Genomic DNA, 17,177 nt, shown 5'->3' on the forward strand with positions numbered 1-17,177 from the left:
GGGCAGTTCGATACGCCCGCCGATGCCAAGGGCCCGGGCTCGAGAACCGCGTCTGGTTGAATCTGAATCCGAATCTCACGTAGCGCCGCACAGGTGAGCCACCCTCACCTGTCGGCGAAAACTTTTCTTTTGCCGCTTCCGACGCTCGCTGCGACCATGGTGTCCAAGGAGATCAGAACCATGTCGAGCACCAATAGCAAACGCTTCGCCCCCGTCATCAACCCGACGATGCTCGTGATCCTCGCTGGCGCGCTGATCCTGAGCGCGGCGATGGGCATCCGCCAAACCTTCGGGCTTTTCATCGGTCCGTTCTCGTTCGACCGCGGCTTGCCGGTCACGCAGATCGCGTTCGCCATCGCGCTGCACAATCTCGTGTGGGGTTTCGCGCAACCGTTCGCGGGCGCCGCCGCCGACCGCTACGGCTCGGCGCCGGTGGTCGCGTTCGGCGCGACGACGTTCGCGGCCGGCCTCGGGCTCGCGGCCGTGGCACCGAACAGCACGCTGTTGATCATCGGCATGGGACTGCTGGTCGGCATCGGCGTGAGTTGCACGACGTTCGGCGTCGTGTTACCTGCGGTCGGCCGCATTGCAACACCGGAGAAGCGCAGCATGGCGATGGGGCTGGTGAGCGCGGGCGGCTCGGCGGGACAGGTGCTGATGATTCCGCTCGTGCAAGGCATCCGGCTGAGTTCGGGTGTTGCCACGTCGCTCTTCGTGCTCGCCTTCCTGATGCTGTCGATCGCCCCGCTCGGCATCCTGCTCGACCGGCGTGCGCGAGTCGGCACGCCGGTGCAGGAAGCGCCTGCCGCGCCGCTGCGCGAGGTGCTCGCGCTGGCGACCCGCCATCGCGGCTACCGGCTGCTGACCCTCGGCTTCTTTACGTGCGGTTTCCAGCTTGCGTTCATCGCGACGCATCTGCCCGAGTATCTGTCGCTCTGTCACATGCCGCTCGGGCTCGGCGCCACCGCGCTCGCATTGATCGGCCTGTTCAACATGGCGGGCAGTTGGGCGTGCGGCTGGCTCGGCGGCCGGTTCCGGCAGCATCATGTGCTCGGCTGGCTTTACCTGATTCGCAGCGTCACGATCGGCGCGTTCTTCGTGTTGCCGAAAAGCGCCGCGTCCGTGGTGATTTTCGCGGCCGTGATGGGCTTGACCTGGCTCGGCACCGTGCCGCTCACGAGCGGGCTGGTTGCGAAAGTGTTCGGCACGCGCCACCTCGGCAGTCTGTTCGGCGTGTGCTTCCTGAGCCATCAGATCGGCTCGTTTCTCGGCGCGTGGCTAGGCGGCCTGGTGTTCGATCTGACGGGGTCGTATTCGCTGCTGTGGGAAGCGACGGTTGTCGCCGGGCTCGCCGCGGCGATGCTGCATTTTCCGATCGATGACACCACGGTGAACAAGCCCCCGCTTCGGGGCGAACCAGTGCGTGCGTGAGTGGGCTTGTTCCGCGCCTCGATTCGATATGAATAGCGGATCAATCCGTGCGGTTATTTTTTCGGCTTCTCCGCCGCGTCTTTCGGCACGCGCCCCATCAGATAGAACTCATCGTTCGGGCGCATCGATATCACGTTGGCCATCCGGTTCGACAGACCAAAAAATGCGGTAATCGCCGCGATATCCCAGATGTCTTCATGGCTAAAGCCGTGCTCGCGCAGCGTTTCGAAATCGGCGTCGCCGACTGTGCCGGATTCGCGGCACACCTTCAGCGCGAAGTCGAGCATCGCCTTCTGCCGCGCGGTGAGGTCCGCTTTGCGATGATTGACGGCGACCTGATCGGCAAGCATCGGCGCCTTCTCGTAGATGCGCAAAATCGCGCCATGCGCGACCACACAATAGAGGCATGCGTTCACGGCGCTCGTGGCGACAACAATCATTTCGCGCTCACCCTTGGTGAGGCCACCGTCCTTCAGCATCAGCGCGTCGTGATAGGCAAAGAACGCGCGGAATTCGTCGGGACGATGGGCGAGCGTCAGAAACACATTCGGCACGAAGCCGGCTTTCTCCTGCACTTCAAGGATGCGGGCGCGGACGTCGTCCGGCCATTCGCCCGGCTGCGGCACGGGGTAGCGGCTGATTGGTTGAGCTTTTGTCATGCGATGTCTCCGTTATATCTCGTGGTGCACAAAGACGATTGTAGCAATCGCCGCCCCAGCTGCTGCGCGCTCGACAAGGTCTGATTTCGACGCCCCTATCGTCTAGACTTGCAGTCTCGGCGAACGTGAGCTGAACCCCGAGCAGCGGCGGCGACCAGCACAGGAGAAACCATGTCAGACGTTTTGCGCGAAGCGCAGGCCACGGTCGTCAAGGTGCGCCCCGAGCGGGAGATGATGACGACCCAGCGGCTGCCTTACTTTGTCGGCATCTCCGCGGGCACCGCGGGCGCCACGGGTTTGTCGATGTATATGGTGGTGGTGCCGCCGGGCGGTCATGCCGAGCCGCACTGTCACGCCGACTACGAAACCGCGATCTTCCAGCTCGAAGGCAAAATCGAGACCCGCTATGGTCCGGGTTTGCGCAAGTCCGTGATTACCGAAGCGGGCGACTTTCTGTTCATTCCTCCGGGCGTGCCGCATCAGCCCTTCAATCTCGACGACAGCCGCCCCGCGCGCGCCATCGTCGCGCGCAACCATCCGGACGAACACGAACGCGTGGTGCCCTACGACCCGGCCGCCGACGCGTGATCTGACCGGATCCGCCGCCTCTTTCGATTCGCGCTGGCAACCGGCCCATTGCTTCACGCCAGCCGGTTCGCGCGCGGCTTCCTGCCGACTAACCCAGCTAAAATCCACGCGGCGTTCGGCTGCACTCCCTGCGCCCTTTCGCCACCTGTGCTTAAATCCGCTCTTCGCGCGGATGCGTGTTCGCCATGCGCGGCGAGAGCCTGACTTCGTTTCATTTCCTTTCATTGCCTTCTCAGGAGCGCGGTTGTGTGGCATTTCCCGGTTGCTATTCCCTCCTCGCTGGGCGTATGGGCCGTTTTCATGAGCGTGCTCATCACGCAGCTCGGTGTGCCGATTCCCGCCGCGCCGATGCTGATCTTCGGCGGCACCATGGCCGCCATGGGGCAAACCTCTTACGTCAACGTCGTGTTCGCCGCGGTTGCCGCGACGCTGATCGCCGACTCGCTATGGTTCTTCACCGGACGGGCGTACGGCCGGCGTCTGCTGAACTATCTGGTGCGCTTCTCCCTTTCGCTGGATACCACGGTGCGCGTCGCGCGCAACACCTATGAGCGCTACGGTGCGCCGATTCTCACGATCGCCAAGTTTCTGCCGGGACTCGGGCTGATTTCCGCACCGCTGCTCGGCACGACCGCGATCAGTGTCGGCGTGTTTCTGTGGTGGGATCTCGTCGGCGCCACGTTGTGGGCCAGCGTGTGGGTGATCGGCGGCGCCGCGTTGCACGATCAGATCGTGCAACTGGTGCTGCTCGTGCGGCAAAACGGCGGCACGATCTTCGATGCTTTCGCGGCGATCTTCGTGGCCGCGCTGTTGTATCGCTGGGTGCGCCGTTGGCAGTTTCGCCGCTGGCTCGCGCATACGCGCATTACGCCGGATCAGCTCGACGCGTTGATGAAGTCGAATGAGCCGCCGCTGATTCTCGACGCGCGCCCACCCAGCGTGCGCGAAAAGGAGTCGCACCGGATTGCCGGCGCGCGGCCGCTCGATCTCGATTCACCTGATCCGATTCATCCCGAGTTCCTGAAGCGGCCGATCGTGGTCTACTGCGTGTGCCCCAACGAGGCGACGGCCAAGCGCATCGTCGCCCAGTTGCATCGCAAGAACATCCATCATATCCGCGCGCTGAAGGGCGGACTCGACGCGTGGGAGAAACGCGGCTATCCGGTCGAACCGCTGCCGCCGGACTTCAATACGGCAATGGCCCATATGATCGAGGATCATGATCATTCAGGTGCCGAGGATGAATACACGGTGCGTGCGAGGCTCGCGGAGTGAGCGCGGCGATCGGTGCCATGTGCGCAATGAATATTGAATCCTTTTTGATCACTTGAGTAATAGCACCATTGGGTAAATCCCGGTCCATCTTTTTTATAAAAGGGGTTTGACGGCCTTATTGGCTCGTATATGCTAGTTACCAGGCGGTCGTCTCGCGCATGCCAAAAAACATCGCACGATGTTCTGCGGCACAGCGAATTCATTTCGCACGCTTCGAGACGATCGTGCCAGCGGTCTGTTTCTTTAAACGCCCCGTGCGGATTTCGAGCAGGCCGTTCAACACTTTCAACGTTGCCAGTCGAGTGTAATCGTGAGAGTCCGAGGCCCTTTGGTTAGATGGAATCGCAGTCAGGCGGGTTGTACGCTCGCTGACAGCGCCATCGCCGACGGCAGCAACGGCAGCCTTACGTTCCGCCGCTTCCTGTCCGTCTTTCCGATCCTGTCCCGCCGTTCAGTTCGACGTCACAACTCCGTTTCCGCGCGCGCTTTCATTGCGGTGCGAACGGACGAAGTCGCCTCGCTGCTGCCGTAGCGCCTCCCTCCTTTTCGCCATTCGTTCCATCCGTTTGCCTATGCGTTCGTGCGTATGGGCGGTGCTGTCTGCCGTCCCTGCGCTTTGCGCGGACGCTTTGGGCGGACGCTTTGTGCCGCTTAACGCGGCTCCGTGACTCGCGCACTGCGGCGGATCGAATCGAGCGGCCATTCCTGCTGCGGCGCGCGGCGCGTCTTTCCTCGACAGCGACAGCACGCGAACTCCTGGCGGCCTCGCGCATTGTGCGCGGCCGCGGGGTCATGTCGCGCCGCGTTTTAGCGCTATTCCCATCACACACCTCGCTATGCGAAACAAACCCCTGGTCGGCATCAGCGCCGACAGAACGATGCTCGGAGCCCACCTGTCGCATGTAGTCGGCGAGAAATACATTGCGGCGATTGTCGATGGCTCGCAGGCGTTGGCCATGCTGCTGCCTGCGCTCGGTGAACGTCAGTCCGCTGAAGACGTGCTGCCGATAGTCGACGGACTGTTGTTTACCGGCAGCTATTCAAACGTCGAGCCGCATCGCTACGGCGGCCATCCCAGTGCGCCCGGCACGCTGCACGACGCCGCACGCGATGCGACGACACTGCCGCTGATGCGCGCGGCGCTCGCTGCCGGCGTACCGGTGCTGGCCATATGCCGGGGCTTCCAGGAAATGAACGTGGTGTTCGGCGGCAGCCTGCATCAAAGCGTTCACGCCGTGGCGGGCATGAACGACCATCGCGAGAACAAACACGACGAGCTCGACGCGCAATACGCGGCGTCGCATTCGATCACGTTGATGCGAGGCGGCCTGCTGCAGCGTCTTGCGGGCAACGCGCATGAGGCGCGCGTAAATTCCCTGCACGGCCAGGGCATCGAACGCCTGGGCGTAGGTCTCACTGCCGAAGCCATCGCACCGGATGGCCTGATCGAAGCGCTCAGCGTGAACGACGCATGCGCTTTCGCACTGGGCGTGCAGTGGCACCCGGAGTGGAAGTACGCCGACGACCCGCTCTCCACCGCGATCTTCCGCACGTTCGGCGACGCGTGCCGCGATCGAATGCGCACGAAGACCGGCTGCGGTGCGGCATTTGCATCCGCCGCCATGCAGGTTTGAGCCGGTCACGCATCAAAAACTGAGAGAACAATCATGCACGACATCGACGATTTTCTGAAGAAGCATCACGTCACCGAAATCGAAGCGATCATTCCGGATATGGCCGGAATCGCGCGCGGCAAGATCATTCCGCGCAGCAAGTTCGAATCCGGCGAGTCCATGCGCTTGCCGCAGGCGGTGATGATCCAGACCGTCACGGGCGAGTATCCCGAAGACGGTTCGCTCACCGGCGTCACCGATCCGGACATGGTGTGCGTGCCCGACGCGGCCACCATCCGGATGATTCCATGGGCCGTCGATCCAACTGCTCAGGTGATTCACGATTGCGTTCATTTCGACGGAACACCGGTCGCGATCTCGCCGCGCCGCGTATTGCGCCGGGTACTCGAACTCTACAAGGCCAAAGGCTGGAAGCCGGTCATCGCGCCCGAACTCGAGTTCTATCTGGTCGACATGAACAAGGACCCGGACTTGCCGCTGCAACCGCCCATCGGCCGCACGGGCCGGCCGGAAACAGGACGGCAGTCGTATTCGATCGAAGCGGTCAACGAATTCGATCCGCTTTTCGAAGACATCTACGAGTACTGCGAGGTGCAGGAACTGGAAGTCGATACGCTGATCCATGAAGTCGGCGCCGCGCAGATGGAAATCAACTTCATGCACGGTGATCCGTTGAAGCTCGCCGACAGCGTGTTCCTGTTCAAACGCACGGTGCGCGAAGCGGCATTGCGCCACAAGATGTATGCAACCTTCATGGCCAAACCGATGGAAAGCGAACCGGGTTCGGCAATGCACATGCATCAAAGTCTCATCGACGAAGAAACCGGCGAGAACATTTTTACCAGCGCGGACGGCAAGCCGACGGTGCAGTTCACGAGGTATATCGCAGGCTTGCAGAAGTACACACCGGCGCTGATGCCGATTTTCGCGCCGTACATCAATTCCTATCGCCGTCTTTCGCGCTTCATGGCCGCACCGATCAACGTCGCCTGGGGTTATGACAATCGCACAGTGGGTTTTCGCATTCCGCATTCGGGACCGGCCGCGCGCCGCATCGAAAACCGCATTCCGGGCGTGGACTGCAATCCCTATCTGGCCATTGCCGCGACGCTGGCCGCGGGCTATCTCGGCATGACACAGCAACTCGACGCCACCGAACCGCTGCTCAGCGACGGTTATGCGTTGCCGTATCAATTGCCGCGCAACCTCGAAGAAGGGCTGACGCTGATGGCCGCCTGCGAACCGATTGCCGAAGTACTCGGCGAGAAATTCGTCAAAGCCTACCTGGCGTTGAAAGAGACCGAGTACGAGGCGTTTTTTCGCGTGATCAGTTCGTGGGAACGCCGGCATTTGCTGCTGCACGTTTGAGACCGGATCAAATAAAAAGGCCCAGTCTTACGACGTCGTTATCCGATGCAAACATAAAATCTGGAGGCAGTATGAGCTACGGAATCGAAGAAGCCGCTTACATGCAACTCGCGCAAGGTGGGCAGAGCGCGTCGCGCAGCACCGCCGAATACCGCGCGCTCGACGCCGCCCATCACATTCATCCGTTTTCGGATATGGGCTCGCTCAATCGCAGCGGCAGCCGCGTGATCGTCAAAGCCCAAGGCGTGTATCTGTGGGACTCGGAAGGCAACCGGATCATCGACGGCATGGCGGGGCTCTGGTGCGTGAACGTCGGCTATGGCCGCAAGGAACTCGCCGACGCCGCATACCGGCAAATGCAGGAACTCCCCTACTACAACACCTTCTTCAAGACGACGCATCCGCCGGTGATCGAACTGTCGGCCTTGCTCGCGGAATTGGCGCCGGAGCCGTTCAAGCACTTCTTCTATTGCAACAGCGGCTCGGAAGGCAACGACACGGTGCTGCGCATCGTGCATCAGTACTGGGCGGCACAGCAGAAGCACGCGAAAAAGTTTGTCATCTCGCGCAAGAATGGCTATCACGGTTCGACGATCGCGGGCGGCACGCTCGGCGGCATGGGTTATATGCATGAACAGATGCTGTCGAAAGTCGGCAACATCGTGCATATCGATCAGCCGTATTTCTTCGGCGAAGCGCAAGACAAGCAGACGCCGGAAGAATTCGCGCTGGCGCGCGCGCAGCAGCTCGAAGCGAAGATCCTCGAAATCGGCGCGGACAAGGTGGCCGCGTTTATCGGCGAGCCTTTCCAGGGGGCGGGCGGTGTGATCTTCCCGGCGTCGACGTATTGGCCTGAGATTCAACGCATCTGCCGCAAGTACGACATTCTGCTGGTTGCCGACGAAGTGATCGGCGGATTCGGCCGCACGGGCGAGTGGTTCGCCCATCAGCACTTCGGTTTCGAGCCCGATCTGATCACGCTCGCAAAGGGGCTGACGAGCGGCTATGTGCCGATGGGGGCGGTCGGCCTACATGACCGGGTCGCCAAGGTGATCATCGAGAGCGGCGACTTCAATCACGGCCTCACCTACTCCGGCCACCCGGTGGCGGCCGCCGTGGCGCTCGCCAATCTCAGGCTGCTGCGCGACGAGAAGATCGTCGAGCGCGTCAAAACGGATATTGGCCCGTACTTCCAGAAAAAGCTGCGCGATACCTTTGCCCACCATCCCATCGTCGGCGAGATTGCCGGCGCGGGTCTCGTGGCCGGTCTGCAACTTGCGCAAGACCCGGCGGCACGCAGGCGTTTCGCCAATGGAGGCGACGTCGGCACGATTTGCCGCGACTTCTGCTTCAACGGCAACCTGATCATGCGCGCCACCGGCGACCGGATGCTGCTGTCGCCACCGCTCGTGGTCAGCAAGATCGAGATCGACGAAATCGTCTCGAAGGCCAAAGCGGCGATCGATTCCACTGCGCGGCAACTCGGCGTGGCGTAGAGGCGTTACGCAAGGCACCCGTCCGCCTATCCCCGTGCTCATCGAGCCGCATGCCGAGCGCGGCAGATCCAGCCGCTCGGCCCGTCCGCCCGCGGCATGCCATGCCGCGATGGACGCGCTCGCGCAGGCCTCTCCATCCAACCCTGGCGTTTACCCGATAAACCGAAATTACCGACTATTTATCGATAAATTATCGTGTTAGATTCCGTCGCCTGCCAGCCATTGCCAACCGGCAAATCTGCGCCGGAACACACGGCGGCGGCACAACTCCGACCAGGCAGAAGACAGAACAAGGAGACCCCTATGTGGGTTTTAATCGGCGTGCCGATCGTCGTAATCGGCTTCGCATTGCGCTTTAACGCGCTACTCGTGGTGACCATTGCGGGGGTCGCCACCGGCGTGGCCGGCGGCCTGCAGCCGGTGGAAATCGTCAGCGCCTTCGGCAAGGCGTTCGCGGATAACCGCTACATGGGCCTGATCTGGCTCACGCTGCCGGTGATCGCGCTGCTCGAACGCAACGGCCTGAAGGAACAGGCGCGGCACCTGATTTCGCGCCTTCACGCCGCCACCACCGGCCGCGTGCTGATGCTCTATTTCGTGATTCGTCAGGTCACGGCCGCGCTCGGGCTCACGTCGCTCGGCGGTCACGCGCAAATGGTGCGTCCGCTGATCGCGCCGATGGCTGAAGCAGCCGCCGCGAATCGCTACGGCGAATTGCCCGATGCGGTGCGCCAGCAGATTCGCGCCAACGCGTCGGCGGTCGACAACATCGCGGTGTTCTTCGGCGAAGACATTTTCATCGCGATCCAGTCGATCCTGCTGATCAAAGGCTTTCTCGAACAGAACGGCATCGTGGTCGAACCGCTGCACGTGTCGGTATGGGCGATTCCTACCGCCGTCGCCGCGCTCGTGATTCACATGGTTCGGCTCATGCTGCTCGACCGCAACCTGTCGCACAAAATGAATACATTGGGCGGGGGCGCCGCGCAATGACGATCAAACTCGAATCCCTCTATATGCTGGCCGGTTTGATGTTTGCCGCGTTCGCGCTCTTCAATTTGCAAGACCGTTCCAATCCGCGCCGCGTCGTCAATTTTCTATTCTGGGGCATCTACGCGATCACGTTCATGTTCGGCGGAGAACTGCCGCACTTCGTGATGGGCTGCCTCGCCATCGCGCTCGCGCTGATCGCCGGTTCCGGCAGGCTCGGCAAAGGCCGCGCGGACAGCAACAGCGAAGCGGCCGCCGCGCGCCGCGAAGCCAATGCGCAGCGCTTTGGCAGCAAGCTGTTCATTCCCGCGCTGCTGATTCCGGTCATTACGCTGCTCGGCACATTGACGCTGAAATACGCACCGTTCGTCGAAACGAAGAACGTCACGCTGATTTCGCTCGTAATGGGCACGCTCGTCGCGTTCGTCACGGCGCTGTTCATGCTGCGCGATTCGCCGGTGCACGCGCTCAAGGACGCACGGCACACGATGGACACCGTCGGCTGGGCCGCGATCCTGCCGCAGATGCTCGCCGCGCTCGGCGCACTGTTCGCGATTGCCGGCGTTGGCCACGTGGTATCGGATCTCGTGAAAACGTGGATTCCGGTCGACTCCGCATTCGCGGTGGTCGCGGCGTACACCTTCGGTATGGCGATCTTCACGATGATCATGGGCAACGCGTTCGCCGCATTTCCGGTGATGACCGCCGGCATCGGCCTGCCGTTGATCGTGCATCAATTCAACGGCAACCCCGCGATTCTTGGCGCGATCGGCATGCTGTGCGGCTTTTGCGGCACCTTGATGACGCCGATGGCCGCGAACTTCAATATCGTGCCGGCGGCGCTGCTGGAGCTGAAAGACCAGAACGGCGTGATCAAAGCGCAATGGCCGACCGCTTTACTATTGCTGATCGTCAATACCATACTGTTGTATATGCTCGTATTCCGCTTCTGAGGAGCCTGCCGATGACCGTTCAACTCACTCGCGAAATCGCGTCCCGTTTCGCCAATCTCGCGCTCGCTCACCTCACACGCGAGTATCCGAACAAGCTGACGCACTCGCTCGCCGGACCGCAGGACGTGCAAGGTCCGCGAGCTTTGCATCCGATCTTCTACGGCAGCTACGACTGGCATTCGTGCGTGCACGGTTACTGGCTGATCCTGCACCTGCTGGAGCGCTTTCCCGATCTGCCAGAGGCCGCGCGCATCATCGCGGTGGTCGACGAGCATTTCACCGACGCCAACGTGGCCGGCGAACTCGCGTATCTCGAGCAGCCGCACAACCGCGGTTTCGAACGGCCATATGGCTGGGCCTGGCTGCTCGCGCTCAGCGCGCAGCTGCACTCGTTGAAACTCGCGGACGCGACGCGCTGGTCGAAAACGTTCGCGCCGCTCACCGGGTTTTTCGTCGAACGCTTCGAGGAATTTTTGCCGAAGGCGACTTACCCGCTACGCGTGGGCACGCACTTCAACATGGCGTTCGCGCTTGCGCTCACGCTGGATTTTGCGCGCCAGACTTCACACAGCTCGCTCGAAGCGCTGCTCGTCAGCACCGCGGAGCGCTGGTTTCTGAACGACGTCGCGTGCCAGGCCTGGGAGCCGGCCGGCGACGAGTTCCTCTCGCCCTCGCTGATGGAAGCGGAGTTGATGCGCCGCGTGCTGCCGGCCGCGCAATTCGTCGACTGGCTCGGGCGCTTTTTGCCGGATCTCGGTGCGAAGAAACCCGCGACGCTGTTCGAACCGGTGAGCGTGACCGATCGCAGCGACGGCAAGATCGCGCACCTGGACGGCCTGAATCTGAGCCGTGCGTGGTGCCAGCGCTCGCTCGCGCGAGCGCTGCCCGCGGGCGACGTTCGCCGGACCGTGCTGTGCGATACCGCCGAGCGTCATCTGCAAAGCGCGTTGCCTCATGTGGCCGGTGACTATATGGGCGAGCACTGGCTAGGTACTTTCGCGACGCTTGCTCTGGAGGCTTGATTGATGAGTTTTTTGGGGCAGCGGTGTGGCGCTCTCGCCTGATTTTTTGAGGCCTTATTGACGGGCCTTATTCGAACCCGGACGGCTCGCATACCCCCTCAGCAATACAATAGCGGCGCCGTTAGCATGAAACGGCTTTCACAACATCAACCGCTTCGCGCCACGTGCGCCGCTTATCGATTGGCAACCCGATCGCAAGCCGCCGACCGTATCAGAGCCGATCGGCCGACCGGCTCCCTGCCTCACTGCCCCGTCAGCTTCTTCGGCTTCGGCGGCGTCTGCACCTTGTTGTACTGGAACTGGGGCGTCGCCTTCAACGCAGCCTTGGACGCGCCTGCCAGATAGAAATTGCCGTCATGAATATCGAGCGCGGCGATCGGCACGGCGACGTCATGCGACGCGACGCCGAGGAAGCCGCCGGCGGACACGATCGCTGCCGACAGCGAACCGTCCGGCGCGACCACCAGGTCACGCACCGTGCCGATCTTTTCGTTCTGATCGTTGTAGACGGCCTTGCCGAGAATGCTCTTCTTCACGCTCCAGCCGCTCAGCAGCGCATTCGACTGTTCGACCGTGACGCTCAGCGTCTGTGTGCCGGCGACCTGCGCCTGCGCACCCAGACTGGTTGCAGCTACCGCGACTACGACAACAAGTTTGCCCAACGTCATCTCATTCACTCCGTTCTTAGTAGACTTGACCAGCGCATGCGCTGCGCCGAGGGAATCGCTGCAGCACGATCATACAGATAGCGCCGCGAGGCTGCAGTGAGGGTGGGTCGTGGATGCCGCGTTCGAGAGGCGCGTCGTGGGTCGGCACCGCCCGGCGCGCATGGCGGTAAAATTGCGCGAGGCGATGACGCCCGTTTAAAGGTGGAAGTTTGACTGAGCTTGAGCAGGGTTTCATATTGACCCGACATTGGCGGGACACGCCCGCCGGCACGGAGATCGATTTCTGGCTGGCAACAGACGGCGGGCCCCGTCACATCCGCTTGCGGCCTCAGCCATCGGTCGCATTCATTCCCGCCGAACACCGCGAGCGCGCCGAAACGATCCTGCACCGCGACATGCCGCTCGATCTGCGTCCACTCGAACTGCGCGACTTCCAGCATAGGCCGGTGATGGGGCTTTACTGCTCGCAATACCGGCAATTGACGGGCTTCGAGAAACGCCTGAAACAAGGCGGCGTGGACGTCTACGAAGCCGATATCTTCCCGCCCGAGCGCTACATGATGGAGCGCTTCATCACCGCGCCGGTGTGGTTCAGCGGCGAGTCGCAAGCGGGCGGCCCGCTGCTGAACTGCGAGTTGAAACCGGCCACGAACTATCGTCCGCCGTTGAAACTCGTCTCGCTCGACATCGAAACCAGCGCGCATGCCGAGCTTTATTCAATCGCGCTCGAAGGCTGCGGACAACGCCAGGTGTACATGCTCGGACCGCCGAACGGCGATGCAAGCGGGCTCGACTTCGAACTCGAGTACTGCGAAACCCGCGCCCAGTTGCTCGAAAAACTGAACCTGTGGATGGAGCGGCACGACCCCGATGCCATCATCGGCTGGAATCTCGTGCAGTTCGATCTGCGTGTATTGCAGCAGCATGCCGAACAATATCGCGTACCGCTGCGGCTCGGGCGCGGCAGTACGGTGATGGAGTGGCGCGAACACGGCCTCACGCGCAATCACTTCTTTGCCGGTGCCGCGGGACGGCTGATCATCGACGGTATCGAGGCGCTGCGTTCCGCGACGTGGAGCTTTCCGTCATTCAGTCTCGAACACGTGGCGCGCGCGGTGCTCGGCGAGGGCAAGGCCATCGACAACCCGTATCAGCGCATGGATGAAATCCAGCGCCGCTTCGACGAGGACAAGCCCGCGCTCGCACGTTACAACCTGAAGGACTGCGAGCTGGTCACGCGCATCTTTGCGAAGACCGAGCTGCTGCCGTTCCTGCTGGAACGCGCGACCGTGACCGGCCTGCCCGCGGATCGCAGCGGCGGCTCGGTCGCGGCCTTCACGCATCTGTACATGCCGCGCATGCACCGGCAAGGCTACGTCGCGCCCAATCTCGGCGATGTCGCGGGCGCGGCGAGCCCGGGCGGCTTCGTGATGGACTCCCGGCCCGGCCTGTACGATTCGGTACTCGTGCTCGACTACAAGAGCCTGTATCCGTCGATCATCCGCACCTTTCTGATCGACCCGCTCGGTCTCGTGGAAGGCATGCTGAACCCCAGCGACGAGCACTCCGTGCCGGGCTTTCTCGGCGCACGCTTCTCACGCACGCGCCATTGCCTGCCATCGATCGTCGCGCAAGTGTGGCAAGGCCGCGAAAGCGCCAAACGCGAGCACAACAAGCCGCTTTCGCAAGCGCTGAAGATCATCATGAACGCGTTTTACGGCGTGCTCGGCTCTACCGGTTGTCGCTTCTTCGACCCGCGTCTGGCGTCGTCGATCACGATGCGCGGCCACGAAATCATGCACACCACGCGCGAGCTGATCCAGGCCGAGGGCTATGAGGTCATCTACGGCGACACGGATTCGACCTTCGTGTGGCTCAAACATGCGCACAGCGAAGAAGACGCCGGCCGCATTGGCCGCGCACTCGTCGAGCAGATCAACGCATGGTGGCGAGAGAACCTGCGCGCGCGGTTCGGGCTCGACAGCGCGCTCGAGTTGCAGTTCGAGCGGCACTATCGGCGCTTTTTCATGCCGACCGTTCGCGGCGCGGAGGAAGGCAGCAAGAAACGCTATGCGGGGCTCACGGTATTGCCCGACGGCGGCGAGGAGATCGTCTACAAAGGACTCGAAACCGTGCGCACGGATTGGACGCCGCTCGCGCAGCGGTTTCAGCAGGCGCTATACGGACGCATATTCAGGCAGCAGCCGTATCAGGACTACGTGCGCGACTATGTGCGCGACACGCTCGACGGCAAGCTCGACGATCAGCTCGTCTATCGCAAGCGCCTGCGCAGAGCGCTCGGCGAATACGAACGCAACGTGCCGCCGCATGTGCGCGCGGCGCGCGTCGCCGATGAGTTCAACCGTAGCCAGGGGCGCCCGCTGCAATACCAGAACGGCGGCTGGATCAGCTACGTGATGACGGTGGCCGGTCCCGAACCACTGGAAACGCTGCGCTCGGCAATCGACTACGAACACTATCTGACGCGGCAATTGCAGCCCGTCGCCGATGCCATTCTGCCGCTGCTGCGCGATGACTTCACGACGCTGCTGTCGGGGCAAAGGCAGTTGTTCTGACGCGGTGTCAGCATCGGGCGGGGCGCGACCCGATCAACCACGAGGAGTCGAAAGTTGACGACAGCAAGCGGACAGCAGAACCACGCGCAAACTGCGGCGAGCCGCGTGTTCGCAAACGATGCACTCAGTCTCGGGCTCACGCTGCCGCTGCTGCGCGCCGGCACCATCGTCGCCGATTTCGACGAGCAGTTGACGCTTGCGCGGCTCGCCGACGAACGCGGCTTTCGCGCGCTCTGGGTCCGCGACGTGCCGTTGAACAGCGCCGACTATCCGGACCCGGTCGGCCACCTCGACCCGTGGGCCCTGCTCGGCGCACTTGCCGTCCACACACAGCGTATCGCGCTCGTGAGCGGCGCGATCGTGCTGACGCTGCGCCATCCGTTGCATATCGCCAAGGCGGCGCTGTCCGTCGACATGCTCAGTCACGGCCGCTTCATTCTAGGACTGGGCTCCGGCGACCGCCCGCCGGAATACGCAGCCTTTGGCCGCGCCCCGGATGAACGGCGCGAACTGTATCGACGACATTGGGACACACTGGCGGCCGCGCTCGGCAAGCCGTCTCGCGTGATTCCCGATCGTGCGCCCGAAGGCGCGCCGACTTTCCAGCTACTGCCCGATAGTGCGAATACCGTGCCGCTGCTGGCGGTCGGCTCGGGCGGCCAGAGCGTCGATTGGATCGCACGGCACTCGCTGGGGTGGATGACTTATCATCGCGAGCCCGATGCACAGCGCGCGCGTTATAACATGTGGCGCGCCGCGGTCGAACGCGCGGCGCCCACTGCGTTTCGCGCATTCGGCGTGGCGATGCGGCTCGACCTCAGCCGCGATCCACATGAGCCGGCGCGGCCCGTCACATTAGGCTATCGAACCGGCCGGCGCGCATTGGTCGGCATCCTCAACGACATGCGCGCCGGCGGCACGCATCACGTGACGTTCAACCTTGCATCGGAGCGCCCGGCCGCCGACGTGATCGAAGAACTCGCGCACGACGTGTTGCCGCTATTGCAGCCGGAACCCTAACGCCGCGCGTCTGCTTCTAGATCTTCTCCAGTTCGAGCCCCTTCGTGCGCGGCCCCATCAAACCGATCGCCAGCATCACGATCAACATCGCACCGGCGATGAACACGAACACGCCGGTCGTGCCGAAGTGCTTCAACACCGCCGCGATCAGAAAGGCCGTGAAGATCGCCGAAAACCGGCTCCACGAATAAACGAAGCCCACCGCGCGTGCGCGGATGCTGGTCGGAAAGAGTTCGGTCTGATACGCGTGGTAGCTGTACGAAATGATGTTGCCCGCAAGCGTCAGACACACGCCGAGACTCACCAGCAGCACCGCGCCCGACGCCTGACTGAACCACAGCCCGCAGACGATGTTCACGCCGGCCATCACGACGATCACCGTCTTGCGCTCGAAGCGGTCGCCGATGAAGAGGCCGATGACGGGACCGAGCGGCGCGGCCAGCGCAATCATGCTCGAATACATGAGGCTCGTCGTGATCGTGATGCCCTGCTTGATCAACAGTGTCGGCACCCAGTTCGCGAAGCCATAGAAGCCCACGGTCTGGAAGATGTTGAAGAGAGTCATCATTAGCGTGCGGCTTCGATACGGCGGCACCCACATATCGCGGAAGCTGCCGCGCGGCGTAACCGGCAGCGGCGGTGCGGGCGGCGGCAACTCGCGGCCGTACTCGCGGCGCACCTTCGCTTCGAGCGCGCTCATCACGCGGTCCGCTTCGGCGAGACGCCCCTGCTGCGCGAGCCAACGCGGGCTTTCCGGCAGCGCGCGACGAATCCACCAGACGAACAGCGCGCCGTGCGCGCCGATGAGCACGACCCAACGCCAGCCGTCGAGACCGAATAGCGTGCGCGGCACGAGCAGAAACGACAGAAACGCGACCACCGGCACCGCCGTGAAGCCGACCGCCTGCTCGCACGCGAACGCGCGGCCGCGAATCTGCTTGGGTACCAGCTCGGAGATATACGTGCCGATCGTTACCAGTTCGACGCCGATACCGACGCCCGCGACGAAGCGCCAGAAATTCAGGCCAGTGGCCGTTTCCTGAAAGGCCATCACGACGTTGGCCGCTGTATACCAGAGCAGCGAATACGTGAAAACGGCGCGGCGTCCGAAGCGATCGGCCAGAAAGCCACAGGCGATCGTGCCGATAAAGAGGCCGCTGAACAGAGCGGCAATGAAACTCGCGACGCCGGTCGAGCCGAACAGACCGTGCGTCGTCGCGCTCAGCAAGCCGCTCTTGACGAGACCTGGCGCGACATAACCGGAGTACAGCAGATCGTAGAGTTCGAAGAAGAAGCCGAGGCTCAGCAGCACTACCAGCTTCCAGATGGAACGCGTGGCGGGCAGCCTGTCGAGGCGCGCCGAAATGCTGCCGGCGTCGAGCGGCACGGTGGCCGTGGTGTCGGAAGGTGTGTCGCCGAAAATGCTGGAACGCGTCACGCCGCCGCCGTTGCGTGCGACGGAGTCGGCGTGATCTGGGGAAGCCATGTCATTTGTCT

General features: G+C 62.7%; 15 protein-coding genes. 12 read left to right on the forward strand and 3 right to left on the reverse strand.

All coding sequences use genetic code 11. The features are described 5' to 3' along the window. Window positions 1-180 precede the first annotated feature (180 nt). Window positions 181-1,431: an MFS transporter gene (locus CIC12_RS27700; RefSeq protein WP_168668914.1), complete on the forward strand. Its 1,251-nt coding sequence runs from the start codon at window positions 181-183 to the stop codon at window positions 1,429-1,431. Window positions 1,432-1,484: 53 nt separating this feature from the next. Here the strand turns inward: CIC12_RS27700 and CIC12_RS27705 are convergent, their stop codons facing one another. Then, window positions 1,485-2,090, reverse strand: a complete 606-nt coding sequence (locus CIC12_RS27705; RefSeq protein WP_168668916.1) for a peroxidase-related enzyme — start codon at window positions 2,088-2,090, stop codon at window positions 1,485-1,487. A gap of 171 nt (window positions 2,091-2,261) precedes the next feature. Here CIC12_RS27705 and CIC12_RS27710 point away from each other — a divergent pair, with 171 nt between their 5' ends. The 9 genes from CIC12_RS27710 (at window position 2,262) to CIC12_RS27750 (ending at window position 11,416) form a co-directional block, all read left to right on the forward strand. Then, window positions 2,262-2,678, forward strand: a complete 417-nt coding sequence (locus tag CIC12_RS27710; RefSeq protein WP_168668918.1) for a cupin domain-containing protein — start codon at window positions 2,262-2,264, stop codon at window positions 2,676-2,678. A 246-nt stretch (window positions 2,679-2,924) separates the two neighbouring features. Next, on the forward strand, window positions 2,925-3,953 hold the full coding sequence (locus tag CIC12_RS27715) for a VTT domain-containing protein (protein ID WP_168668920.1): 1,029 nt from the start codon (window positions 2,925-2,927) through the stop codon (window positions 3,951-3,953). A gap of 328 nt (window positions 3,954-4,281) precedes the next feature. After that, the gene (locus CIC12_RS33390; protein WP_168668923.1) at window positions 4,282-4,485 is read left to right on the forward strand and encodes a hypothetical protein; all 204 of its coding nucleotides are present in this window, start codon (window positions 4,282-4,284) and stop codon (window positions 4,483-4,485) included. A gap of 304 nt (window positions 4,486-4,789) precedes the next feature. Then, window positions 4,790-5,587, forward strand: coding sequence for a gamma-glutamyl-gamma-aminobutyrate hydrolase family protein (locus CIC12_RS27725; RefSeq protein WP_168668925.1), 798 nt, complete (start codon window positions 4,790-4,792; stop codon window positions 5,585-5,587). 33 nt (window positions 5,588-5,620) lie between these two features. After that, window positions 5,621-6,955, forward strand: a complete 1,335-nt coding sequence (locus CIC12_RS27730) for a glutamine synthetase family protein (protein WP_168668927.1) — start codon at window positions 5,621-5,623, stop codon at window positions 6,953-6,955. A 71-nt stretch (window positions 6,956-7,026) separates the two neighbouring features. Continuing rightward, window positions 7,027-8,451 (forward strand): aspartate aminotransferase family protein, encoded by a 1,425-nt coding sequence (locus CIC12_RS27735; protein ID WP_168668929.1) that lies wholly within the window; start codon window positions 7,027-7,029, stop codon window positions 8,449-8,451. Between the two features lie 303 nt (window positions 8,452-8,754). Beyond that, entirely contained in the window at window positions 8,755-9,444 is a 690-nt protein-coding gene (locus CIC12_RS27740; protein WP_168668931.1) for a DUF969 domain-containing protein, read from the forward strand. Continuing rightward, complete coding sequence (locus CIC12_RS27745; protein ID WP_168668933.1) at window positions 9,441-10,394, forward strand: DUF979 domain-containing protein; 954 nt, start codon at window positions 9,441-9,443, stop codon at window positions 10,392-10,394. Before CIC12_RS27740 ends, CIC12_RS27745 begins: the two co-directional genes overlap by 4 nt. A gap of 11 nt (window positions 10,395-10,405) precedes the next feature. Next, the gene (locus tag CIC12_RS27750) at window positions 10,406-11,416 is read left to right on the forward strand and encodes a DUF2891 domain-containing protein (RefSeq protein ID WP_168668935.1); all 1,011 of its coding nucleotides are present in this window, start codon (window positions 10,406-10,408) and stop codon (window positions 11,414-11,416) included. Between the two features lie 242 nt (window positions 11,417-11,658). On the opposite strand, the gene CIC12_RS27755 is transcribed toward CIC12_RS27750, so the two are convergent. Then, window positions 11,659-12,084 carry a PRC-barrel domain-containing protein gene (locus CIC12_RS27755; RefSeq protein WP_121323160.1) on the reverse strand — a complete coding sequence of 142 codons (426 nt, stop codon included), beginning with the start codon at window positions 12,082-12,084 and terminating at the stop codon, window positions 11,659-11,661. Between the two features lie 209 nt (window positions 12,085-12,293). On the opposite strand from CIC12_RS27755, the gene CIC12_RS27760 reads away from it, so the two are divergent. Together CIC12_RS27760 and CIC12_RS27765 are read left to right on the forward strand one after the other, a co-directional pair. Beyond that, window positions 12,294-14,660: a DNA polymerase II gene (locus CIC12_RS27760; RefSeq protein ID WP_168668937.1), complete on the forward strand. Its 2,367-nt coding sequence runs from the start codon at window positions 12,294-12,296 to the stop codon at window positions 14,658-14,660. A gap of 54 nt (window positions 14,661-14,714) precedes the next feature. After that, window positions 14,715-15,680, forward strand: a complete 966-nt coding sequence (locus tag CIC12_RS27765; protein ID WP_168668939.1) for an LLM class oxidoreductase — start codon at window positions 14,715-14,717, stop codon at window positions 15,678-15,680. Window positions 15,681-15,696: 16 nt separating this feature from the next. Here the strand turns inward: CIC12_RS27765 and CIC12_RS27770 are convergent, their stop codons facing one another. After that, window positions 15,697-17,166 (reverse strand): MFS transporter, encoded by a 1,470-nt coding sequence (locus CIC12_RS27770; protein ID WP_168668941.1) that lies wholly within the window; start codon window positions 17,164-17,166, stop codon window positions 15,697-15,699. Window positions 17,167-17,177: the final 11 nt, after the last annotated feature.

Origin of the sequence: Paraburkholderia sp. SG-MS1 (assembly GCF_012275575.1) — a bacterium.
GTDB lineage: Bacteria > Pseudomonadota > Gammaproteobacteria > Burkholderiales > Burkholderiaceae > Paraburkholderia.